The sequence below is a fragment of the Sphingomonas sp. 77B genome, from assembly GCF_056497825.1.
This window is the reverse complement of sequence record NZ_JBWMBY010000001.1, coordinates 2,179,948-2,202,011: the sequence shown is the minus strand read 5'-3', so window position 1 is coordinate 2,202,011 and position 22,064 is coordinate 2,179,948. Positions and strand designations below refer to the sequence as shown.

General features: G+C 67.9%; 18 protein-coding genes. 8 read left to right on the top strand and 10 right to left on the bottom strand.

All coding sequences use genetic code 11. The features are described 5' to 3' along the window. Positions 1-2 precede the first annotated feature (2 nt). Entirely contained in the window at positions 3-1,436 is a 1,434-nt protein-coding gene (locus AC1GI4_RS10355) for a DUF6880 family protein (protein WP_479629441.1), read from the bottom strand. 177 nt (positions 1,437-1,613) lie between these two features. Here AC1GI4_RS10355 and purH point away from each other — a divergent pair, with 177 nt between their 5' ends. Then, a complete protein-coding gene (gene purH, locus AC1GI4_RS10350; RefSeq protein WP_479629440.1) occupies positions 1,614-3,233 on the top strand; it encodes a bifunctional phosphoribosylaminoimidazolecarboxamide formyltransferase/IMP cyclohydrolase in 1,620 nt (539 codons plus the stop codon). Positions 3,234-3,372: 139 nt separating this feature from the next. Here the strand turns inward: purH and AC1GI4_RS10345 are convergent, their stop codons facing one another. The 4 genes from AC1GI4_RS10345 to nadB form a co-directional block, all read right to left on the bottom strand. Then, the gene (locus tag AC1GI4_RS10345; protein ID WP_294274001.1) at positions 3,373-4,887 is read right to left on the bottom strand and encodes a lipopolysaccharide biosynthesis protein; all 1,515 of its coding nucleotides are present in this window, start codon (positions 4,885-4,887) and stop codon (positions 3,373-3,375) included. 193 nt (positions 4,888-5,080) lie between these two features. After that, positions 5,081-7,855, bottom strand: coding sequence for a DNA polymerase I (polA, locus tag AC1GI4_RS10340; RefSeq protein WP_479629439.1), 2,775 nt, complete (start codon positions 7,853-7,855; stop codon positions 5,081-5,083). A 437-nt stretch (positions 7,856-8,292) separates the two neighbouring features. Further along, positions 8,293-9,282, bottom strand: a complete 990-nt coding sequence (gene bla, locus AC1GI4_RS10335) for a class A beta-lactamase (RefSeq protein WP_479629438.1) — start codon at positions 9,280-9,282, stop codon at positions 8,293-8,295. 454 nt (positions 9,283-9,736) lie between these two features. Beyond that, complete coding sequence (nadB, locus tag AC1GI4_RS10330) at positions 9,737-11,314, bottom strand: L-aspartate oxidase (RefSeq protein ID WP_479629437.1); 1,578 nt, start codon at positions 11,312-11,314, stop codon at positions 9,737-9,739. A gap of 118 nt (positions 11,315-11,432) precedes the next feature. Between nadB and AC1GI4_RS10325 the strand changes: the two genes are divergently transcribed. Further along, positions 11,433-12,182, top strand: a complete 750-nt coding sequence (locus AC1GI4_RS10325) for an energy transducer TonB (RefSeq protein ID WP_479629436.1) — start codon at positions 11,433-11,435, stop codon at positions 12,180-12,182. Positions 12,183-12,314: 132 nt separating this feature from the next. On the opposite strand, the gene pdeM is transcribed toward AC1GI4_RS10325, so the two are convergent. Then, positions 12,315-12,977, bottom strand: a complete 663-nt coding sequence (pdeM, locus tag AC1GI4_RS10320; RefSeq protein WP_479629435.1) for a ligase-associated DNA damage response endonuclease PdeM — start codon at positions 12,975-12,977, stop codon at positions 12,315-12,317. A gap of 158 nt (positions 12,978-13,135) precedes the next feature. Here pdeM and AC1GI4_RS10315 point away from each other — a divergent pair, with 158 nt between their 5' ends. After that, positions 13,136-15,088, top strand: a complete 1,953-nt coding sequence (locus AC1GI4_RS10315; protein WP_294274021.1) for a potassium transporter Kup — start codon at positions 13,136-13,138, stop codon at positions 15,086-15,088. A gap of 20 nt (positions 15,089-15,108) precedes the next feature. On the opposite strand, the gene AC1GI4_RS10310 is transcribed toward AC1GI4_RS10315, so the two are convergent. Beyond that, on the bottom strand, positions 15,109-15,375 hold the full coding sequence (locus tag AC1GI4_RS10310; protein WP_294273985.1) for a hypothetical protein: 267 nt from the start codon (positions 15,373-15,375) through the stop codon (positions 15,109-15,111). A gap of 198 nt (positions 15,376-15,573) precedes the next feature. Further along, positions 15,574-16,962, bottom strand: a complete 1,389-nt coding sequence (locus AC1GI4_RS10305; RefSeq protein WP_294273983.1) for a DEAD/DEAH box helicase — start codon at positions 16,960-16,962, stop codon at positions 15,574-15,576. A gap of 274 nt (positions 16,963-17,236) precedes the next feature. On the opposite strand from AC1GI4_RS10305, the gene AC1GI4_RS10300 reads away from it, so the two are divergent. Then, on the top strand, positions 17,237-18,238 hold the full coding sequence (locus tag AC1GI4_RS10300) for a fumarylacetoacetate hydrolase family protein (protein ID WP_479629434.1): 1,002 nt from the start codon (positions 17,237-17,239) through the stop codon (positions 18,236-18,238). Between the two features lie 142 nt (positions 18,239-18,380). On the opposite strand, the gene AC1GI4_RS10295 is transcribed toward AC1GI4_RS10300, so the two are convergent. Further along, positions 18,381-18,671 (bottom strand): 4a-hydroxytetrahydrobiopterin dehydratase, encoded by a 291-nt coding sequence (locus tag AC1GI4_RS10295; RefSeq protein ID WP_479629433.1) that lies wholly within the window; start codon positions 18,669-18,671, stop codon positions 18,381-18,383. A gap of 57 nt (positions 18,672-18,728) precedes the next feature. Here AC1GI4_RS10295 and AC1GI4_RS10290 point away from each other — a divergent pair, with 57 nt between their 5' ends. Genes AC1GI4_RS10290 through AC1GI4_RS10275 form a run of 4 tightly spaced genes read left to right on the top strand, consistent with a single transcriptional unit; the run spans position 18,729 to position 21,107 of the window. Beyond that, a complete protein-coding gene (locus AC1GI4_RS10290; RefSeq protein WP_479629432.1) occupies positions 18,729-19,136 on the top strand; it encodes a metallopeptidase family protein in 408 nt (135 codons plus the stop codon). Next, positions 19,133-19,723 carry a heme ABC exporter ATP-binding protein CcmA gene (ccmA, locus tag AC1GI4_RS10285; protein WP_479629431.1) on the top strand — a complete coding sequence of 197 codons (591 nt, stop codon included), beginning with the start codon at positions 19,133-19,135 and terminating at the stop codon, positions 19,721-19,723. Before AC1GI4_RS10290 ends, ccmA begins: the two co-directional genes overlap by 4 nt. Next, positions 19,720-20,358: a heme exporter protein CcmB gene (locus AC1GI4_RS10280; protein WP_479629430.1), complete on the top strand. Its 639-nt coding sequence runs from the start codon at positions 19,720-19,722 to the stop codon at positions 20,356-20,358. Before ccmA ends, AC1GI4_RS10280 begins: the two co-directional genes overlap by 4 nt. Continuing rightward, entirely contained in the window at positions 20,358-21,107 is a 750-nt protein-coding gene (locus tag AC1GI4_RS10275) for a methyltransferase (protein WP_479629429.1), read from the top strand. The genes AC1GI4_RS10280 and AC1GI4_RS10275 overlap by 1 nt, the downstream gene beginning before the upstream one ends. A gap of 78 nt (positions 21,108-21,185) precedes the next feature. Here the strand turns inward: AC1GI4_RS10275 and AC1GI4_RS10270 are convergent, their stop codons facing one another. Then, entirely contained in the window at positions 21,186-22,055 is an 870-nt protein-coding gene (locus AC1GI4_RS10270; protein WP_433909439.1) for a class I SAM-dependent methyltransferase, read from the bottom strand. Between the last annotated feature and the right edge of the window lie 9 nt (positions 22,056-22,064).

The following is a 22,064-nucleotide window of genomic DNA, read 5'->3' as shown; positions in this document are numbered from 1 at the left end:
CGTCAGACGTTCCAGAAGGCGGTCTTCCGTCCATGGCGGGCCTTCAGCGCGGCGGCGTAGCTCTCATGGTCGGGGTGGCTGCCATAATCCTCGATCCGTTTGGCGAGAGAGGCGCACGTCTGAAGATGCCGGGCGGCATGGCCATAGCGCCGGGCCTTCGCGCGATCGAGCGTCACGTCGATCATCGCGCGCAGGACCAGTGTCGCGGCCAGCGGCGCCCGCGTCGCCAGCGCATCGGCAGCGGGGGTCAGCACCCAATATTGATCGCCGTCCAGATCCGTCGGTCGTGAGAGGACCAGTTCGGCGGCCTGTCGGTGATCGGGCCAGTCCAGCAGAAACCGCAATGCTCCGTGAAAATCGGCATGGTTGCGGATGAAGGCCATGGCCCGCCTTTCCGCTTCCACATCGTCGAAATCGGGCAGGCGTTTCAGATAGGCGCGAAGATCGCCGATGCTCAGTTCTGCTTGGAACCTCCCCCAGCGCTCCGCCTGCGCATCTTCCGAGCGTCCCAAGGCATCGAGCACCACGATCCGCACGCGGAACCAGTCGGGCCAGTGGTGGCCATGGCGAGCCTTGGCTTCGGCCATCTGAAGCGCGGCCATGGCATCGTCGGGGCGCCCGCTATGGAGCAGCCGTTCGGCGATGTCGGCGGCGGTGGCGGGGTTGGTTCGTTCGTCGGCGGTGAAACGCGCGGCATAGCCGTCCGCGTCACCCAGCGCGTCGGCGATGTCGGTCAGGGCCGAACGGATGCGGATAGCCCGGGATCGGGCCTGCCATTCGTCCTCATAGACAGGGCCGTCCGAACCGATCCCGATCAGCTTCCTGGCCGCCGTCGGGGGCGGCGTGGGGGGATGGGCGGCGCTGTCCTCGAACCGGGCTTTCAACTGGGCGAGACCTTCCGCCCCCAGCGGTTCGGCCATCAGGCTGATGATGCCGTCGAACTGACCATGGTCGTTGGTCTCGACGGCCGTAAAAACCTGCTCCACCAGCGCCGATGGGTCGATTTTGGCCCTCGGCGCGATCGCTGCCAGGTCGTCCCGCGCTGCATCGATGACGGCCCCGACTTGCCCGTTGCTGTCGTCGCACCGCAGATACAGGGAAGGGGCGAGCGTCAACAGCCGCCAAAGCAGCTCGAACGCCTCGGTCGGCTGGCCCGGCGCGACATGCCGGACGATCGCCTCGCGCTGCGTATCGATATCCCGGGCAAGATCGCGGACCTTGTTCCACTCGACGAAAGACCGTGCTTTCCCGATCGTCGCCAGCCTTTTGCGAATCTCGGTCGCGACGGCATCTCCCCCATGACGGCTGGCCAGTTCCAGCCGCAGGCGGCGCTTGGCAGGGGCGTTTCCGGTCGCCAGTTCGAGCAGCAATTCAGCCAGCCGATCGGCACCCAGTGCGACCAGATTTTGCGCGTTCAGCGTTTTGTCGGACGCCATGGCTCGGCACACTCCAGGGCAAAGGGCATGTTCGGGGGCGACCCGGTATCCGCTATGCCAACAACGGCACGACGTCCAGTATGCCGGGCGGCCTGTTTCCGAATCACATTTTGCGCTTCGGCGAATCGGAGTCTATCGGGTCCGCAAACTCCTCCCAGTATCAGGACCCGCTGCCCGATGGCCGTTTCGCTCCCCACCGCTCCCTCCGTCGATCTGGTGCCGGTTCGCCGCGCGCTGCTGTCGGTGTCCGACAAGACCGGCGTCATCGACCTGGCCCGTGCGCTGGCCGAGCGCGGGGTCGACCTCGTCTCGACCGGCGGCACCGCCAAGGCGATCCGCGATGCAGGGCTGCCGGTGCGCGACATTTCGGAGGTCACCAACTTTCCCGAGATGATGGACGGCCGGGTCAAGACGCTGCATCCGATGGTCCATGGCGGCCTGCTCGCGGTGCGCGACGACCCCGCGCACGCCGCCGCGATGACCGAGCATGGCATCGGCGCGATCGACCTCGTCGTCGTCAACCTCTACCCCTTTCAGCAGACCGTCGCGAAGGGCGCGGAGCGGCCCGAGGTCATCGAGAATATCGATATCGGCGGCCCGTCGATGGTGCGGTCTGCGGCCAAGAACCATGGCTATGTCTCGATCCTGACCGATCCGGCCGACTATGATGCCTTCCTCGCCGATCTGGCGGCGAATGACGGCGCCTCGCCGCTGAAAACGCGTCAGCGCCTCGCCGCCAAGGCCTTCGCCGCCACCGCCGCCTACGATTCGGCGATCGCCCAGTGGTTTGCCTTTGCCGACCAGGGCGAGGCGTTTCCGGCGACCCTGCCGCTCGCCTTCACCAAGCATCCCGAAACGCTGCGTTACGGCGAGAACCCGCATCAGGTCGCCGCGCTCTATCTGCCGCAAAAAGGCGGTCAGGGCATCGCCCAGGCCGAGCAGCTGCAGGGCAAGGCGCTGAGCTACAACAACCTTAACGACGCGGACGCTGCACTGGAGCTGGTGTCGGAGTTCCTCGACGGCCCGCCGACCGTGGTGATCGTCAAGCACGCCAACCCCTGCGGCGTGGCGAGCGGCGAGACGCTGCTCGAGGCCTATCAGGCGGCCTTCGCCTGCGACACGGTGTCGGCGTTCGGCGGCATCATCGCCTGCAACCGTCCGCTCGACGCCGAGACGGCGGAAGCGATTTCGGGCATCTTTACCGAAGTGGTGGTGGCGCCTGACGCGAGCGCCGAGGCGCGGGCCATCTTCGCCAAGAAGAAGAACCTGCGCCTGCTGCTGTCGGGCGAGCTGCCCAACCCGGCGCGTCCCGGCCTGATGATGAAGTCGATCGCGGGCGGCCTGCTGGTCCAGAGCCGCGACAATGGCCGCCTGACCGACGACATGCTGAAGGTCGTGACCAAGCGCGCCCCGACCGAGCAGGAACTGGCCGATTGCCGCTTCGCCTGGACGGTCGCCAAGCACGTCAAGTCGAATGCGATCGTCTATGCCAAGGGCGGCTCGACCGCCGGTGTCGGCGCGGGCCAGATGAACCGACTGGAATCGGCGCGCATCGCCGCGTGGAAGGCCAAGGACGCCGCTGACAAGGCGGGCTGGGCCGAACCGCGCACCATCGGGTCGGCGGTCGCCTCGGACGCCTTCTTCCCCTTCGCCGACGGCCTGCTCGCCGCGGTCGAGGCAGGCGCGACGGCGGTGATCCAGCCAGGCGGCTCGATCCGCGACGACGAGGTCATCGCGGCGGCCGACGAGGCGGGCCTGGCGATGGTGTTCACCGGCATGCGCCACTTCCGGCATTGATCGCAAAGAAGGGCTACTTCCGAATAGGGGGAAGGGGCCCTTCTTTTGCCCGACCAAATCCCCAACCGTTCACGCTGAGCGAAGTCGAAGCGTCATCCCGTGGCCTTCGACTTCGCTCAGGCCGAACGAAGATTGGGATTTACCGCGTAATCCCGCCCGCATTGGGCAGCGTGGCTTCCTCCACGTTCGGCGCCTTCCCGAACAGCGCGCGATCGGCTGGCCCGAAGGCCCAGCGCCACAGCACCAGCAGATAGGTCGCCGCGATCGCGGGCTCGCCGAACAGCAGTTCGGCCCATTCCAGCTTCTTGGGCAGCAAGGTGAACGCGCCCCCGACCACGACCGCCGCGCCCGCGGCCCAGACCAAAGGCCAGCGAAAGGGCGATACCGGCGCCTTCAATATTCCCGACAGCACCCGCGCCTTGATGACAGAGGTCATGGTCACGCTCATCGCCAGCGCCACGGCGGGCCCTGCCGCCGCCCAGGTCTCGGGCCAGCCAAGTTTCCGCATACCGATGATGAGCGCGAAGCTGAGCGCGATCTGCACGCCCAGCATCGCGATCGAGATCATCAGGTTGCGGTGCCGAGCGGTATAGACCAGCGCCGATTCGCACACCGCGCCGGTCGAGGCCAGCACCTCGGCGAACAGCAGGAAGGCGAGCGCGGCGGTGCCCGAGACGAATTGCGGGCCGACCACGCCCATCACGCCTTCGCCCGGAATCGAGCCCATCAGCGCCAGGCACCCCTGTGCCGCCATGATCCAGAAGGCGACCTGTCGCACCTGCCGCGCGATCGCGCCCATGTCGCCATTGGCCAGGCTCTGGGTGATGACGGGGCCCAGGATCGGGTCGAAGCTGGTCTTCAGCTTCTGCGGCAGCGAGGCGACCTGCTGCGCCATGTAATAGATGCCGACCACGCGCGGCTCGAACATGACGCCCAGGATGAAGCGGTCGACGTTGCGCGTGCCCCATTCCAGCGCATCCGCCCCCGCCAGCGGCGCATTGGCACGGGCGAGCGCGAAGACGCGGGCAAGGCGCGGGCTCCAGCCATGCGGCAGGCCATAGCTGCGCAGGAACGGCACCAGGCTGGCGATCAGCGCCGCCGTCATCGATGCGACATAGGACAGGACGAGGCCGTCACGGATCGTGAGGAAGGAAAAGACCCAGGCCGCGATCGAGATTGTCCACGGCTCGATCACCGCCCGCGCGGTGACGGTCGCCTTGACGTTGTGGCGATAGGCCAGCGCGGCGAGGCTGACGTCCGACCAGGCGATGGCGACGATGATGCAGGGCAGCCATCGGTCCAGTCCGGTGATCGCGCTGTTGGGATAGAGAAGCTCGGGAAAACTCCACAGCACCGCACTCGCCGCGACCGAGGCGAGGAAGGCCAGCGCCATCGCATCCCAGACGATATGGACATGCGGCCGGTCGGTCGAGGACAGTGCCTGCGCCAACCCGCGTTTCATACCCAATGTCGCGATCAGCGCCGCCAGTTCGACGACGACGACCGCGATGGCGAAGCGCCCGACCAGATCGGGGCCATAGATGCGCCCTGCGATGAACAGGAAGGGGATGCGCGCCGCCAGTCGCAGGACGAAGCCCGCGATATTGGTCCGCCCGCCCTTGGCGAGCGCATCGATGTCCTGGGATTGGGGCATCAGTGGGGGCTATGCCCCAGAGGCGAGCGACCGTCATCCATTCCTCCCCTGCAAGGGGAGGTGGCAGGCCGGAGGCCTGACGGAGGGGTGTCACCGGTTGCGAAGAACGCGCATGCCCCTCCACCATGGCTATCGCCATGGTCCCCCTCCCCAAGCCGAGCTTGGGGAGGATTGGCGTATCGGCGGGTGTGGATCAATGCGCCGCGCCCCAGTTCTTGCCGACCCCGATCTCGACGCCCAGCGGCACCGACAGCGACACCGCCGGTTCGGCCGCGCCCGCCATCACTTCGCGGATGATCTTGCCCGCCGCCTCGGCATCGGCCTCGGGCGCCTCGAACACCAGTTCGTCGTGTACCTGCAGCAGCATCCGCACATGGCCGAGGCCCGCGGCGGCGAGCGCGGGTTCCATGCGGACCATGGCACGCTTGATGATGTCGGCGCTGGTCCCCTGGATCGGCGCGTTGATCGCGGCGCGCTCAGCGCCCTGGCGCTCGCCCTGGTTGCGCGAGGCGATGCGCGGGAAATGCGTCTTGCGGCCGAACAAGGTCTCGGTGAAGCCTTTCTCGCGCACGCTCGACAGGGTTTCCGCGATGTAGCGGTTGATGCCGGGGAAACGCTCGAAATAGCGATCGATCATGGCTTGCGCCTCGTCCGCCGACACGTCGAGACGGCCGGCGAGGCCCCAGCGCGAAATGCCGTAGAGGATGGCGAAGTTGATCGTCTTGGCCCGCCCGCGCGTGTCGCGATTGACCTCACCGAACAGCTCCATCGCGGTCAGGCTGTGGATGTCGTCGCCGTTCGCGAACGCGTCACGCAGTGCGGGCACGTCCGCCATGTGCGCGGCGAGGCGCAACTCGATCTGCGAATAGTCGGCGGCGATCAGGACATGGCCGTCCTCGGCGATGAACGCCTCGCGCAGCTGTCGACCGACCTCGGTGCGGATCGGGATGTTCTGAAGGTTCGGCTCGGTCGAGGACAGGCGGCCGGTCTGCGCGCCGGTCAGGCTGTAGCTGGTATGGACGCGGCCGGTCTTCGGATTGATCTGCGCCTGGAGCGCGTCGGTATAGGTGCTCTTCAGCTTGGAGAGCTGGCGCCATTCCAGGATCTTGCGCACGATCTCCGCCGCCTCACCGCCGTCGCGGGCCAGGCGTTCGAGTTCGGTCACGTCGGTGGAGTAAACACCCGACTTGCCCTTGCGCCCGCCCTTCAGGCCGAGGCGGTCGAACAGGATCTCGCCCAGCTGCTTGGGGCTGCCGATGGTGAAGGGGGTGCCCGCCAGCGCGTGGATTTCGCCCTCCAGTGCGGCGATCTGTCCGGCGAATTCGGTCGACAGCTGCGACAGCCGCTCGCGATCGACCTTGATCCCGCGCCGCTCCATGCCCGCGATGACGGGTACGAGCGGGCGGTCGACCATCTCGTACACGCGCGTCGCCTGCTCCATGGGCAGCCGCGCCTTAAACCGCTTCCATAGCCGCAGCGTGACGTCGGCATCCTCGGCGGCGTAGCGGGTGGCGGTCTTGAGATCGACCTCGTGGAAGCCAAGCTGCTTCTTGCCGGTGCCGACCACCTCCTTGAAGGCTAGGCAGGTGTGCGACAGATGCGTCGCGGCCAGCTCGTCCATGCCATGGCCGTGTAAGCCGGCATCGAGGTCGAAGCTCAGGACGATCGTGTCGTCATGCGGCGCGACGGCAATGCCGCGTTCGCCCAGCACGATCATGTCGAATTTCAGGTTCTGGCCGATCTTCAGGACCGACGGGTCCTCGCACAGTGCCTTGACCCGTTCCAAGGCCGCCGCGACCGGAATCTGCACCGGCACTTCCGAGAGCAGATCGGTGCCGCCATGCCCCAACGGGATGTAGCAGGCCTTGTTGGGCGCCAGGCACAGGCTGACCCCGACCAGTTCGGCCTGGGTCGCGTCGGTCGAGCTGGTCTCGGTATCGATCGCGACGAAGCCCTGATGACGGGCGTCTGCGACCCACTGGTCGAGCGTCGCCAGGTCCTGCACCGTGACATAGCCGTCGAGATTGCACGGCTCGTCATCGTCCATCGGCGCGGCGGGCGCGGGCTCTCCGGCGGCAGGGACGGGCGCAGCGTCGTCGGTGATCTGACCCATCTTGGCGATCAGCGAGCGGAAACCGTGATGCTCCAGAAAGGCGCGCAACGGTCCATCCGGGATGGTCGGGTGCAGCGCCAGCGACTCCAGCGGCTGGAGCAGGGGCGCGTTGCACTCCAGCGTGACCAGCCGCTTCGACAGCCGGGCATTCTCGGCATGTTCGATCAGATTGTCGCGCAGCTTGCCCTTCTTCATCTCGGGCGCGGCGGCGAGGACGGATTCCAGGTCGCCATGCTCGACGATCAGCTTGGAGGCGGTTTTGGGGCCGACGCCCGGCACGCCCGGCACGTTGTCGACGCTGTCGCCCATCAGCGCCAGCACATCGCCCAGCTGCTTCGGCCCGACGCCGAACTTCTCGATGACATAGGCCTCGCCCAGACGCCGGTTGTTCATCGTGTCGAGCATGTCGAGGCTGCCATCCTCGACCAGCTGCATCAGGTCCTTGTCGCCCGACACGATCGTGACCTGCCACCCCTCGGCCATCGCGGCGCGGGCATAGCAGGCGATCAGGTCGTCCGCCTCCAGCCCTTCTTCCTCGATGCAGGGCAGCGAGAAGGCGCGGGTGGCGTCGCGGATCATCGGGAATTGCGGCACCAGATCGGGCGGGGGCGGGGGCCGGTGCGCCTTATACTGGTCGTACATCTCGTTGCGGAAGGTCTTGGACGACTTGTCGAGGACCACCGCCATGTGGGTCGGCCCGTCGGCGGCGTTGATCTCGTCCACCAGCTTCCACAACATGGTCGTATAGCCATAGACCGCCCCTACCGGCTCGCCATGCTTGTTCGTCAGCGGCGGCAGGCGGTGATAGGCGCGAAAGATATAGCCGGAGCCGTCGACGAGATAGAGATGGGGCATAGGCGCGCGGTTTAGCGGATGCGGGGGAGGGGAAACAGCCCCTGATGTTAAGGGTTTTTGGGGCGTGTGGCGGATGGGTCACGCTCAGCCTGATGGGCTGGTCTAGCGAAGAGAATGAGGTGGAAAGTCGACGTTCAATCTTGTGTCATTAGGATCCAAATGCCGAACACCACGAACAGCATGTAAAGCGCCACGACAGACCAGAAATATACCGGATTGGTTTCTCGTTCCGCATCCGGGAACCACTTGACGGTCATTCGACCCGAGCGAGCGCCCAAAAACAGGCAGCAGCCGAAGGCGAGCAGTATCAGTAGGCCCGCGAACCTCACGCCACCTGCCCCAACTGTCTACGTTCCGTTCTACCCATTGCAGAACGCTGCCCGCTTTTGCCAATGTCCGCAACTGGAGGTAGAAAACCGTTAGACCAGAAACCTCGATCAGTTCGCCACCGCCACCGGCCCACGCGGCGGTCCCGCCGCATTGGCCACCGCCGCCGCGACATTCTGGATCAGCTGTTGCCGCTTGCGGATATCCTCGGTCGTGTCGCCGATCATCACCGCGATGGCGAAGCGGCGGCCGTCGGGGGCGGTCAGCAGGCCGACATCGTTGAAGCCCGCATTGCGGCGGCCCAGATCCTGGCCGGTGCCGGTCTTGTGCGCGATCGTCCAGCCGCTGGGCACGGCGGCGCGCAGGCGGGCATGGCCGGTGCGCGAGGCCTCCATCGTATCGATCAGGATGCGGGTCGAGGTTTCCGACAACAGCTCGCCACGCGCCAGCCGGGCCAGTGCATCGGCGATGGCGATGGGCGCCGCGCCATCGGGCGGATCGTTGACATAGGCATTGAGCGCCGCTGTCCGCGCCGCCGGATCGAGCCGGTTGCGCGCCGCCTGGAACGCGCCCGCCATCGCGAAGGCCGGTTGCCAGGTCAGTCCGGCGGTCTTTGCCTGGAGCAATCGCTCACCGGGACCGAAGCGGATATCGCCCAGCCGCTTGTTCGCGATCATCGCGCGCACGGCCTGTGGCCCGCCGACATAGGTCAGCAGCCGGTCGTTGGCGGTATTGTCGCTCATCGTCAGCGCGCGGTTCAGCAGCTCGCCGACCGTGGTGTGGTATCCGTCGCCCTTGACCAGCATCGCGATCGGCTGGTGAAACAGGGTCAGATCCTCGCGCCGCACGACGATCGGCTCGTCCAACCGCGCCCGGCCCCGGTCGCGAAGGTCGAGCAAGGTGATCGCGACCCACAGCTTGGACACGGATTGCTGCGGCAGGCGCTGGCGGCCACCGACCTCGACGGTCCAGCCGTCATCGACCGCGCGCACGGCAATGCCCTTCTTGCCCGCAAACCCGGCGGAAAGGCGATTGATCGTCGAAACCAGCTCGGCCGGTGCGGCGGGCGCCCGGCTGGGCCGGGGGGGCGGGAGCGGCATCGACACCGAAATCTGCGGATCGGCGACACTGGGGGCATGAGAGGTCGCGCCGGGGCGTGAATCGGCTCCGCAACCTGCCAGCCCCAGGAGGAGAAACCCGGCAGGCCATAAACGCAGCCCGCCGTTCGATACTCGCTTCGTCACCGCTGTACCCCGCTACACATCGGCATCCTTACGGGCTGACCCAGTGGGGGAAATCCCCGTGGCAAAGGGTTGCGACGAAAGGCCGCACGCGCGCGACAAGACGCGAAACCTACTTACTCCTCCCCTTCCAGGATACCTCTGCGAAAGTCGGCACGTCGCCTGGAACCATGTACCACCCCGGCGGAGGTCGGGGTCCAGTTGGGCAACCATAAGAGTAACTTACAGTCACCCCGAAACTGGATCCCGGCCTTCGCCGGGATGGTGGAGAGGAAGTTTCGCAGAGGAATCCTTCCAGGGGATGAGTTGAAGGTTACGGAATCAGGATCGTGTCCACCGCCTTGTCCAGCGTCTTGGGGTAATCGAGCGTATAGTGCAGCCCCCGGCTTTCCTTGCGGTGGAGGGCGCAGTTGACGATCAGCTCGGCGGTCTGGAGCAGGTTGCGCAGCTCGATCAGGTCGGGCGTGACGCGGAAATGGCCGTAATAGTCGTTCACCTCGTCGGTCAGCATGCGGATGCGGTGCTGCGCGCGTTCCAGCCGCTTGGTGGTGCGGACGATGCCGACATAATTCCACATGAAGCGGCGGATTTCGGTCCAGTTCTGCTTGATGACCACCTCTTCGTCCGAATCGGTGACGCGGCTTTCGTCCCAGGCGCGGATGGCGGGCGGCGGGGGCAGCTCGTCCCAATGCTGCGCGATATGGTTGGCGCAGGCCTCGCCATAGACGAAGCATTCGAGCAGCGAGTTGGAAGCCAGGCGGTTCGCGCCGTGCAGCCCCGATTGCGTCACCTCGCCCGCCGCATAGAGGCCGGGCAGGTCGGTGCGCCCGTCGCGGTCCACGATCACGCCGCCGCAGGTATAATGCTGGGCGGGCACCACCGGGATCGGCTGCACCGTCATGTCGATGCCGAGGCTCAGCAGCTTTTCGTGGATGTTGGGGAAATGCTCGCGGATGAAGGCGGGCGGCTGGTGGCTGATGTCGAGATGGACATAATCCAGGCCCAGCCGCTTGATCTCATGGTCGATCGCGCGCGCCACGATGTCGCGCGGCGCGAGTTCGGCGCGGGGGTCGAGATCGGGCATGAAACGGTGGCCGGTCTCGGGGATCTTCAGGTGGCCGCCTTCACCGCGAACCGCCTCGGTAATCAGGAAATTCTTGACCTGGGTGTTGTAGAGGCAGGTCGGGTGGAACTGCATGAACTCCATGTTCGACACCCGCGCGCCCGCGCGCCAGGCCATGGCGATGCCGTCGCCGGTCGCCCCCTTGGGCGCGGTGGAGAATTGATAGGTCCGGCCCGCCCCCCCCGTGGCCAGGATCGTCGCGCGGGCGGTGTGGAGGACGACGCGGCCCGTCCGCCGGTCAACCGCATAGATGCCCCAGACATTCCCCGCCCCCGAATAGCGCATCTCGTGGCGGCTGGTCGCCAGGTCGATCGCGACCTGATCGGGGACCATGGTGATGTTGGGATGCGCGTCCGCCGCCTTCAGCAGTGCGTCGAGCACCGCCCAGCCGGTCGCGTCCGCCACATGCACGATGCGGCGGTGCGAATGCCCGCCCTCGCGCGTGAGGTGCAGCATATTGCCCTCGGTCGCGAAGGGCACGCCGAGCTTCTGGAGACGCTCGATCGCGGCGGGGGCGTTCTCGACGACGAACTCGACGGTGGCGCGGTCGTTCAGGCCGGCGCCCGCCACCATCGTATCCTCGATATGGCTCTCGAAGGTGTCGCCGGGTTCGAGGACGGCGGCGATGCCCCCTTGCGCCCAGGCGGTCGAGCCCTCGTTCATCTTGCCCTTGGCCAGCACCGTGACCTTGAAGCGGTCGGCCAGGTTCAGCGCCGCGGTCAGCCCGGCCGCGCCCGACCCCACGATCAGGATATCGGATTGGGTCATGCGCGGGCTCCTTCTGGCGCGGATCGGGGTTGCATGACGATCCTGTGGCACGGACGGCGGGCGGGGGACAGAGGATAAGCGGCTTGCGGGGCGTGGCGGGGCTTCCCACCTGTCCATCATGACGCTGGCCCGGCCCGATTGGCGCGACCGTCTGCGCGCAGGCATTCCCACGGCGCTGATCGTGGGGGGCATGGGCTATGCCCTGATCGTCGGACTGGGGTTCGCGCCGACCTTGCCGGTTCCGGCCGAGGCGCTGGACAGTTTCGACGTCCGCCCACCCGCGCCGCCCCCGCCGCCGCGTATCCAGCCCAAGCGGGTCCAGACCCAGCGCCCGCGCGGCGCGGCCGCACCGCCCAATCTCCGGTCGCAGGCGACGCAAGTGGTTGCGCCGCCGCCGGTCGTCGTGCTGCCCCCCGTCTCGCCGGTGATCGCCGCGCCGGTCGCGGGCACGGGCTCACAGGCGAGCCAGGGCGCGTCGGACAAGCCCGGCCCCGGCACGGGGGCGGGCGGGATCGGCAACGGTACGGGCAGCGGCGGATCGGGGGACGGCGACGGTTATGGCGACGACACGCCGCCGCGCCGGATCAAGGGCCGCATCAAGGACTCCGACTATCCCCGCGAAGCCGCCGAGGCGGGGGTGAGCGGCAGCGTGACGGTGCGCTATTTCGTCAATGTCGACGGGCGGGTCAGCGGCTGTGTCGTGACCCGGAGCAGCGGCAACCGCGCGCTGGACGAGACGACGTGCAGCCTGATCGAGAAACGCTATCGCTACGACCCGTCCCGCGACGCCGACGGGCGGCCGGTGCGTTCGATCATCATCGTCAGCCAGGATTGGGTCTTGGAGCGCGAACCGCCGGAGGGGCGGTGAAATCCTCCCCGGCACGGGGAGGGGGACCAGCCGCAGGCTGGTGGAGGGGGCGGGCCGCAAGGGGCGTCTTGTGTGGAACCCCCCCTTCCGTCAGGGCTTCGCCCTGCCACCTCCCCGTACCGGGGAGGATCGCTACGCCGCGACAGGGAAACGCAGCATCCGGTCGCGAACCGGGACCAGCGCCTCGGCGGGGCGGCCGACCGCCTGGCGCAGCGCGGGATGGTCCACGTCCAGCCCGCCGGTCAGCGCCCCGAAGGCGGGCAGGATCAGCTTGTTCGCCGTGCCCACGAAGCACCGCCGCGCGACCAGCTTGCCACGCACCCGCAGCCGCAGCTTGGGGTGGAAATGCCCCGACAGTTCGGGGCGAGTCTCGGCCGGATCGGCTTCGTGGCGCAGGATCAGGCCGTCGACCAGGGCCTCCTCCGTTACCGCACCGCCGCAGCGGTCGCGCAACACGGGATCGTGGTTGCCGGTGATCCAGGTCCAGTCGGTCGCGCCGGTCAGCGCCAGCAGCATCGCGCGTGCGTCCGGCAGCAGGCGGTCGCAGCCATCCGCGTCATGGAAGCTGTCGCCCAGGCACCAGACCTCCCGCGCGCCCGTCCGCGCCACGATCGCGGTCAGTTCGGTCAGTGTCGCCAGCGAGTCATAGGGCGGCAGCATCTGTCCGCCGCCCGCGAACCAGCTGGCCTTCTCCAGATGGAGGTCGGCGACCAGCAAGGCCCCCCGTGCGGGCCAGTATAGTGCACCATCGGCCAGCGCCTGGAATGCATGACCGCCGAACGAAAAGGGAACCATTTCCGGTCCATGCGCTTGACGCCGGGCAATATCAAGCGTTTGCAGACGGCCGCCGAAAGCCCTTGCGTCGAGCGCGCAGAAGCGTAAAGCGCGCCGTCCTTTTGGTACAGGGGGTTCCGGCGGGCATGACGGGGACGGCAACCGACATGAGGGGCGAGATGACCGGCCTTTCGGCTTCATCGACCGAGACGGCGGACGCAGGCGTGCACCGTCACCCGGCGCTCGTCGCACTGACCATCGGCGCGATCGGCGTGGTGTTCGGCGATATCGGGACCAGCCCGCTCTACGCCTTTCGCGAAGCCCTGTCGCAATCGGCGGGCGATGGCATCGACCCCAGTGAGATCCTGGGCGTGCTCAGCCTGGCGCTGTGGTCGCTGATCCTGGTCGTGACGATCAAATATGTCGTCTTCCTGATGCGCGCCGACAATCAGGGCGAAGGCGGCGTGCTGGCGCTGGCCGCGCTCGCCCGGCGGGCGGCGGGTGCGCGCTCGCGCATCGCGCTGGTGCTGGGCGCGGCGGGGGCATCGCTCTTTTACGGCGATGCGATCATCACGCCGGCGCTGTCGGTGCTGTCGGCGATGGAGGGATTGCGGACCATTCCCTCGGCCGCGTCGTTCTTCGACGAAAGCGTCATCCGGATGTGCACGATCGTCATCCTGGTCGGGCTGTTCTGCATCCAGTCGCGCGGCACGGCGCAGGTGTCGAAGCTGTTCGGCCCCATCTGTATCCTGTGGTTCCTGGTCATCGGCGGGCTGGGCATCTGGCATATCGCCGACGAACCCTCGATCGCGCGGGTCGTCTGGCCGGGTTACGGCGTCGGCTTCCTCGCCAGCCACGGCGTCGTCGGGCTGTTCGTGCTGGGCGCGGTGTTCCTGACCGTCACGGGCGCGGAGGCGCTGACCGCCGATATGGGCCATTTCGGGCGGCTGCCGATCCGCATCGGCTGGTTCTCGCTGGTGCTGCCCGCGCTGGCACTCAACTATCTGGGGCAGGGCGCCTTTGCGCTGTCCACGCTCGAGCAGGCGACGGCGAGCGGCCAGCCCTTCACCAATCAGGACTGGTTCTTCCTGATGGCGCCCGAGCCGCTTCGCCCCGCGCTGATCGTGCTGGCGGGCCTCGCCACCGTCATCGCGGCGCAGGCGGTCATCACCGGCGCCTTTTCGCTGACCCAGCAGGCGATCCAGCTCGGCTTCCTGCCGCGGCTGCGGGTGCGCCAGACCTCGGCCGATTTCCAGGGGCAGATCTATCTGCCCGCGATCAACTGGCTGTTGCTGTTCGGCGTGCTGGTGCTGGTCATCCAGTTCAAGACGTCCTCGGCGATGGCCGCCGCCTATGGCATCGCGGTGACGGGGACGATGGTGGTGACGACGTGCCTGGCCTATCTGGTGGTGCGTCACCGCTGGGGCTGGTCGCGCCCGCTGGCGCTGGCGGCGATCCTGCCATTCCTGTCGCTCGACCTCGTGTTCTTCGGCGCCAATATCCTGCGCGTGATTGAGGGAGGCTGGGTGCCGCTGCTGGTCGGCGCGGGCGTCGGCCTCGTCATCTATACCTGGGTACGCGGGCGCGGGATCGTGTCGGCCTTCGAGAAGCGGCAGGCGATTCCGCTCGCCGATCTGGCCGCCGCGCTCGCCAAGCGCCCGCCCGAGCGGGTGCCGGGGACGGCGGTGTTCCTGACCGCCAATCCCGCCTCGGCCCCGGGCGCGCTGCTCCACAATCTGAAGCACAACAAGATTTTGCACGCGCAGAATCTGGTGATGACGATCCGCACCGCCGACCGGCCCTATGTGGCGCAGGAGCGGCGTGCGCATGTCGAGCGGCTGGACGATAATTTCGCGACCGTCACGCTGACCTATGGCTTCATGGAGTCGCCCGACGTGCCGCGCGACCTGCCCCGCGATCTGGGCCTCGACAGCAAGCCCACCGGGCTGGACCCGATGAAGACCAGCTATTTCATCGGCCGCAACACCCTGAAACCCGAAGCGGAAAAGGGCATGCCGCTGTGGCAGGACCGGCTGTTCATGTTCCTGCAGCGCAATGCCAGCGACCCGACCGAATTTCTGCGGATCCCGCCGGGCAAGGTGCTGGAATTGGGCGAGCAGGTGACGGTGTAGGGGGCGGGCCCCGGCGTGGTTTACAGCGTGACCTTTGGCGGCTTGGCGGCCTCGACCGCGACGCGCACCATCTTTTCCCAGATCGCAGGGTCGCCCGCATCGGCCATCGCCTGATCGGGTTCGCGCAGGGTCCGCAGCACCGCCAGCGCATCGGACATGTGGTCGCGCCAATGGGCGTCGACCAGCTTGGCGGCCGACTCGGAATCGCCGCCCGCATTGGCGCTCAGCCGCTGTCCGCACAGCACGCGCGCGATGCGTTCGGCGGCGGGGGTGTGGGCAATATCCATGGCAACCTCTCCTGATGCGCGGGAATCGTTATGCGCTCAACGCAGAAGAGGGGCTTATGGTGCCAGCGTCTGCGGCTTGGCACGCCCCTCCCGTAAACGGGAGGGGATGGGGGAGGGCAGGCCGCAGGCGCAAGTCTCTGTGAGACTTCTTGCCCTCCCCAAACCCCTCCCGCCTGCGGGAGGGGCTTAAGAAGGGGCTCAGCCCTGCGCGCCGCGACCGGCACCGCCGCCGGGGCGGCCCTGGCCGCCGCGACCACGACCGCCGCCGCCACCACCGGGCGCACCGCCACCGCCGCCACGACGGCGCGGCTGGCGACCCTGCGGGGCCCGCGAGTCCGTCGCACGGGGGTGATGCGTGGCGCGCGGACGCGCCGGATCGCGCGGACGGTCGACGCGCGGCGCGGGATCGGCACCGATCGCCTTCACCCGTTGCGACTTGATCGTCTCGGCGCGCTTCACGAAGTCGGCGGGGAGCGGCACGACGGTGATCTTCTGCCGCGTCAGCTTCTCGATATCCTTCAGATAGGGCCGCTCATCCTCGGCGCAGAAGGCGATCGCCATACCCGAGCGACCGGCGCGCGCGGTGCGGCCGATGCGGTGGACGTACTGCTCGGCGACGTTGGGCAGCTCGAAGTTGAAGACGTGGCTGACGCCCGGAATGTCGATGCCGCGCGCGGCGATATCGGTCGCCACCAGCACGCGGGTCTGGCCCGAACGGAACTCGCCCAGTGCGCGCTCGCGCTGGCCCTGGCTCTTGTTGCCATGGATGGCGTTGGCGGCGATGCCGTTGCCCGCCAGCAGCTTCACGACGCGGTCGGCGCCATGCTTGGTGCGGGTGAAGACCAGCGCCAGCTCGATCGCGGGATCGGCGAGCAGGATGGTCAGCAGCGCCTGCTTTTCCTGCTGCGTGACGAAGGTCACCGACTGGTCGACGCGCTCGGCGGTGGTCGCGACCGGGGTCACGGTGACGGTTTCGGGATTGTCGAGGAACTTGTCGGCCAGGTCGCGGATCGCGGCGGGCATGGTGGCCGAGAAGAACAGCGTCTGGCGCTTGCGCGGGATCATCTTCACGATGCGGCGCAGCGCGTGGATGAAGCCCAGGTCGAGCATCTGGTCGGCTTCGTCCAGCACCAGGATCTCGATCATCGACAGGTTCAGGAAACCCTGCTCGACCAGGTCGATCAAGCGGCCCGGCGTGGCGACCAGAATGTCGACGCCGCGCGACAGGTCCTGCCGGTTCTTGTTCAGGCTGGTGCCGCCGAAGACGGTCGCGACCGCCAGCTTGGAGAATTTGGCATAGCCCTTGGCATTTTCGGCGATCTGGCTGGCCAGTTCGCGCGTGGGAGCAAGGACGAGCATACGGCAATGGGTCGGCAGGACGCGCTTGTTCGCCTCGACCAGACGCTGGATCGAGGGGAGGACGAAGGCCGCCGTCTTGCCGGTGCCGGTCTGCGCGATGCCCAGCAGGTCGCGGCCTTCCAGCAGCGTCGGGATCGAATCGCGCTGGATCGGCGTGGGTTCGGAATAGCCCTTGGCTTCGAGCGCACGGACGAGCGGCTCGGCAAGGCCGAGTTCGGAAAAGGACATGGAATTACTTTCAATCATGGCGCGCGAGTCACGACAGGCCGCAAGCGCGGGCCGGGGTTGATGACACCCCGCGTGACAAGGGAAGCCTGAAGACAGGGTCGGGGCGGAGCCGGGACCAGATGGTCCGTTCACGCTGCGAGTGGACGCCTCGACGGGCGGGCATGTGCGCTGGCCATTGCCAAAAGTCAAGTTTCGGGCAGGATCACGCCTGCAATGCGTGACAAGCGCGGGCGGATGGTTACATCCGATACCAGTTAGCGAAGAGGAGTCCTGCATGAAACTCGCCAGTCTCAAACATGGTCGCGACGGCAAGCTGGTCGTCGTGTCGAGCGACCTCGCCTGGTATGCGGATGCGGGGCATATCGTGCCGACGCTGCAGGCCGCGCTCGACGATTGGGAAACGCATGGGCCCGCGCTCGCCAATCTGGCGACCGACCTGGATCACGAGGCGATCCCGCGCGCGCGCTTCCACGAACATGACGCCGCCTCGCCGCTGCCGCGCGCCTATCAATGGGCGGACGGCTCGGCCTATGTGAATCACGTCGCGCTGGTCCGTCAGGCGCGCGGGGCGGAACTGCCCGAGAGCTTCTGGCATGACCCGCTGATGTATCAGGGCGGCTCGGACGGGTTCCTGGGGCCGCGCGACGCCATTCCACTGGCCGATGAAAGCTGGGGCTGCGATCTCGAGGGCGAGGTCGTCGTCGTCACCGGCGATGTGCCGATGGGCGCGAGCCGTGAGGAGGCGCTGGCGGCGATCCGGCTGGTGGGGCTGACCAACGATGTGTCGCTGCGCGGGCTGATCCCCGGCGAACTGGCCAAGGGCTTCGGCTTTTTCCAGTCCAAGCCCGCCTCGGCCTTCTCCCCCGTCTTCGTGACGCCGGAGTCGCTGGGCGACTGGTGGCGGGACGGCAAGCTGCACCGGGTGCTGAAGGTCGACCTGAACGGCCAGCCCTTCGGTCGGGCGGATGCGGGGCAGGATATGACCTTCGATTTCGGGACGCTGGTCGCGCATGCCGCCAAGACCCGCGCGCTGGGGGCAGGGACGATCATCGGGTCTGGCACCGTGTCCAACCGCGATGCGGATGGCGGCCCGGGCAAGCCGGTCGCCGAGGGTGGTGTGGGCTATAGCTGCCTGGCGGAACTGCGCATGATCGAGACGATCCGTGGCGGCCAGGCGGTCACGCCGTTCCTGAAGAAGGGCGATACCGTTCGCATCTGGATGGAGGATGACCGCCACCATCCGATCTTCGGCGCGATCGAACAGACGGTCGGCTAACCCCAATCCTCCCCAAGCTGTGCTTGGGGAGGGGGACCGCCGCGAAGCGGTGGTGGAGGGGCGATGCCGGACGGTCGCGGCCATGCCCCTCCACCAAGCCCTGCGAGCGCGGTCCCCCTCCCCATCAAAGATGGGGAGGATTTTAGTCTATAAGCGCGTCGATCGCCTCGGCCAGGTCGATGTCGCGTGGCGACAGGCCGCCCGCGTCATGGGTGGTCAGCACGATGTCGACCCGGTTCCAGACATTGGACCATTCGGGATGATGGTCCGCCTTTTCCGCCAGCAGGGCGACGCGGGTCATGAAGCTGAACGCCTCGTTGAAGTCGGCGAAAACGAAACGGCGGCTGATCGCATCGCGCCCCTCGTCCCAGTCCCAGTCGGGCAGGCCGTCCAGCGCCTCGTCCCGGTCCAGCTCGCTCAGCCGCTCCACCATGATCGTCCCCTTGGCTTCTCTTGTTCTTTTGACCGGCACAGCGGTAAGACGGCGGCCATGAGCGGGCAAGACGCGATTGGTGAAGCACCCGGTCCCGAGGTGATCGAGGCGATCGCGCGGGATGCGATCGCGCGCCTGCCGGAGGAATTCCGCGTTCATCTGGGTGATGTCGTCTTGATCGTCGAGGACTATGCCGACGACGAAACGCTGGCGGCATTGGGGATCGAGCATCCGCTCGACCTGACCGGGCTGTATCACGGGCGGCCGGTGGGCGAGAAAAGCTCGATGGATTCCGGCAGCTTGCCCGACCGCATCCATCTCTATCGCCGGGCGATCCTGGACGAATGGATCGACACGGGGGTGCGGCTCGACGATCTCGTCGTCCATGTGACGATCCATGAGATCGGCCATCATTTCGGCCTGTCCGACGCGGATATGCACGCGCTGGAAGACGCGGTCGCGTGATCCTGGACCTGTCCGACGTCGCCTGCGTGCGCGGCGGGCGGCTGCTCTTTGCCCGATTGTCGCTGTCGCTGGCGGCGGGGGAGGCGGTCATCGTCACCGGCCCCAACGGCATCGGCAAGTCGAGCCTGTTGCGCCTGGCCGCCGGGTTGATCGCTCCGTTCGAGGGCTGCGTCACCCGGTCGGGGCGTATCGCCCTGCTGATCGAGGACCTCGCGCTCGATGCCGAACGGCGGCTGGGCGAGGCGCTGTCCTTCTGGGCGCGACTGGACGGGCAGGCGGTTGCGGCGGCGCGGGTGGCGGCGGCGCTGGAGATGGTGGGGCTGGCAACGCTCGCTGAGGTGCCGGTACGGCTGCTGTCGACCGGGCAGCGCCGCCGCGCGGGGCTGGCGCGCGTGCTGGCGTCGCAGGCGCCGCTCTGGCTGCTCGACGAGCCGGGCAATGGGCTTGATACCGAAGGCGTCGCGATGCTGGAGCGGATCATCGCGCGCCACCGTGCGGCGGGCGGGGCGGTTCTGTTGACCACGCATCAGCCATTGGCGCTGGCCGATACGCGGCCACTGGCGCTCGATAGCTTCGTGGCCGCGTGAGCGCAGCGCTGAACCTGATCGCGCGCGACGTGCGGCGCGGCTATGCCGGGGGCGGGGCGGGGCTGGTCTGCGGTTTTTTCCTGCTGGCGGTGGTGCTGTTTCCCTTTGCCATCGGGCCCGACCGCGCGGTGCTGATGCGCGTCGGCGCGGGGGCGATCTGGGTGGCGGCATTGCTCGCCGCGCTGCTGCCGGTCGAGCGGCTGGTCGCGCCCGATGTTGAATCGGGATGGTTCGACCAGATTCGCGTCCACGGCCTGTCGCTGCCGCTGGTCATGGCGCTGCGCATCGTGGCGCACTGGATCGCCTTCGCGCCGCCGCTGATGCTGGCGGCACTAGTTGCGGCCGGGCTGTTCGGACTGGACGCGGCGGCGCTGGTGCGGGTCGAGGCGGGGTTGCTGCTCGGCACGCCGGGGCTGGCGGCGCTGGCGGTGGCAACGGGGGCACTGACCGCCGGTTTGCGCGGGGCGGGGGGACTTGCCGGGTTGCTGTTGTTGCCGCTGGCCCTGCCGCTGCTGATCTTCGGGGCGGGAAGCGGCGACATGGGTGCGCTGAAGCTGTTGGCGGCGGTCTCGTTGATGCTGGTCGCAGGCGCGCCGGGACTCGCGGCGGCGGCGATCCGGTCGGTGCGCGACTGATGGCCGACGCGGCGCGGATCGCGCGGGCCTTCGATGCCGCGGCGGCGTATGACGTGCATGCGGTGGTCCAGCGGCAGGTGGCCGACTGGCTGGCCGATCGAATCGTCGCGGTCGCTCCGCCCGCCCCGCGCGTGCTGGAGGTGGGCTGCGGCACGGGTTTCCTGACCGGCGCCACCCTGCCTCGGCTGGCGCAACCCGACTGGCTGATGACCGATATTGCGCCAGCCATGCTCGCGCGCGGGATGGCGGCGCATCCGGGTGTGCGCGGGCGGGTGATGGATGGCGAGCGTCCCGACCTGCCGGGCGAGGCTGCGTTCGACCTGATCGTCAGCAGCCTGGCGGTGCAGTGGTTCGGCGATCTGGCGGCGGGCCTGCGGCGGCTGGCAGGGCTGCTCGCGCCGGGGGGGCGACTATTGGTGACGACGCTGACCCAAGGGACCTTCGCGGCGTGGCATGACGCACACCGGGCGGAAGGGTTCGCGGCGGGGAGCCCGCTCTATCCGCCGGTCGAGGCGCTGGGCTGGCCGGTCGAGACGCGGGCGTTCGAACAGCGGCACGCCTCGGCGGCGGACTTCATGCGCGCCCTTCGGGCGATCGGGGCGGGGACACCGCGGAAAGGCCATCGGCCGATCCCGCCGGGCGCGATGCGGCGTATCGCCAGGCGGTTCGAGACGGGGGGAGCCGTGGCGAACTATGAGGTGGCGTTGATCGACATTTCCGCCCCGCGACCCCCGCTACGTTCATGCTGAGCGAAGTCGAAGCACACGCCCCGCCGCTATGATCTGGCGTGGCCTTCGACTTCGCTCAGGCTGAACGGAGGTTTTTGCTTACTGGCTCCACCGCGCCCAGATGGCGGTGGGCAGCGTCAATCCCCGTGCTTCTTCGCGCACGCCCAGTTCGCCGCACTCCACCTTGCCGGGCAGGTCGGCCATGACCTGGCGCATCATTTCGCCGATCGCCATCGCCGACATGCGCACCGCGTACACCGTCAGGAACAGGAAGCGCGAGTCGGCGTCGAGCAGCTGGCGGCAATTGGCGATCAGGCCGGGCAGGTCTTCCTCCAGCCGCCAGACCTCACCCTCCGGCCCGCGACCGTACTTGGGCGGGTCGAGCAATATGCCGTCATAGCGCCGCCCGCGCCGCACCTCGCGCGCGACGAACTTGGCGGCATCGTCGATGATCCAGCGCACCGGCGCATCGCCCAGGCCCGACAGCATCGCATTGCCGCGCGCCGCCTCGACCGACTTTTTTGAGGCGTCGACATGGACCATTTTGGCGCCCGCGCTCGCCATCGCGAGCGTGCCGACGCCGGTATAGCCGAACAGGTTCATGCACTCCGGCTCGGCCAGCCCGTCGACCTGTTCGCGCATCCAGCTCCAGACGGGGGCCATGTCGGGGAAGAAGCCGAGATGGCGGAACGGCGTGTTCTGCGCGGTGAAGCGCACCTCGTTCCATTTCAGCGGCCAGCCGTCGCGCGGCACCGGCTCGTTGAAATTCCAGCGGCCGCCGCCATCCTCGTCCGAGCCGGGCACGAACTCGGCCGCCGCGCGCCAGTCGGAGGTGGCGGGGGCCCACATCGCCTGCGGTTCGGGGCGGATGAAGCGGAACCGGCCATAGCGTTCCAGCTTGCGACCATGGCCGGAGTCGACCAGCCCGTAATCCGCCCAGGGCTCGCCGATCATCGTTTCGAGTTTCATGGGGCCGCG

Bases quoted from the DNA above. Each gene is read 5' to 3' on its own strand.
- AC1GI4_RS10355 (WP_479629441.1), bottom strand. From the start codon at position 1,436: ATGGCGTCCGACAAAACGCTGAACGCGCAAAATCTGGTCGCACTGGGT.
- purH (WP_479629440.1), top strand. From the start codon at position 1,614: ATGGCCGTTTCGCTCCCCACCGCTCCCTCCGTCGATCTGGTGCCGGTT.
- AC1GI4_RS10345 (WP_294274001.1), bottom strand. From the start codon at position 4,887: ATGCCCCAATCCCAGGACATCGATGCGCTCGCCAAGGGCGGGCGGACC.
- polA (WP_479629439.1), bottom strand. From the start codon at position 7,855: ATGCCCCATCTCTATCTCGTCGACGGCTCCGGCTATATCTTTCGCGCC.
- bla (WP_479629438.1), bottom strand. From the start codon at position 9,282: ATGCCGCTCCCGCCCCCCCGGCCCAGCCGGGCGCCCGCCGCACCGGCC.
- nadB (WP_479629437.1), bottom strand. From the start codon at position 11,314: ATGACCCAATCCGATATCCTGATCGTGGGGTCGGGCGCGGCCGGGCTG.
- AC1GI4_RS10325 (WP_479629436.1), top strand. From the start codon at position 11,433: ATGACGCTGGCCCGGCCCGATTGGCGCGACCGTCTGCGCGCAGGCATT.
- pdeM (WP_479629435.1), bottom strand. From the start codon at position 12,977: ATGGTTCCCTTTTCGTTCGGCGGTCATGCATTCCAGGCGCTGGCCGAT.
- AC1GI4_RS10315 (WP_294274021.1), top strand. From the start codon at position 13,136: ATGACCGGCCTTTCGGCTTCATCGACCGAGACGGCGGACGCAGGCGTG.
- AC1GI4_RS10310 (WP_294273985.1), bottom strand. From the start codon at position 15,375: ATGGATATTGCCCACACCCCCGCCGCCGAACGCATCGCGCGCGTGCTG.
- AC1GI4_RS10305 (WP_294273983.1), bottom strand. From the start codon at position 16,962: ATGTCCTTTTCCGAACTCGGCCTTGCCGAGCCGCTCGTCCGTGCGCTC.
- AC1GI4_RS10300 (WP_479629434.1), top strand. From the start codon at position 17,237: ATGAAACTCGCCAGTCTCAAACATGGTCGCGACGGCAAGCTGGTCGTC.
- AC1GI4_RS10295 (WP_479629433.1), bottom strand. From the start codon at position 18,671: ATGGTGGAGCGGCTGAGCGAGCTGGACCGGGACGAGGCGCTGGACGGC.
- AC1GI4_RS10290 (WP_479629432.1), top strand. From the start codon at position 18,729: ATGAGCGGGCAAGACGCGATTGGTGAAGCACCCGGTCCCGAGGTGATC.
- AC1GI4_RS10275 (WP_479629429.1), top strand. From the start codon at position 20,358: ATGGCCGACGCGGCGCGGATCGCGCGGGCCTTCGATGCCGCGGCGGCG.
- AC1GI4_RS10270 (WP_433909439.1), bottom strand. From the start codon at position 22,055: ATGAAACTCGAAACGATGATCGGCGAGCCCTGGGCGGATTACGGGCTG.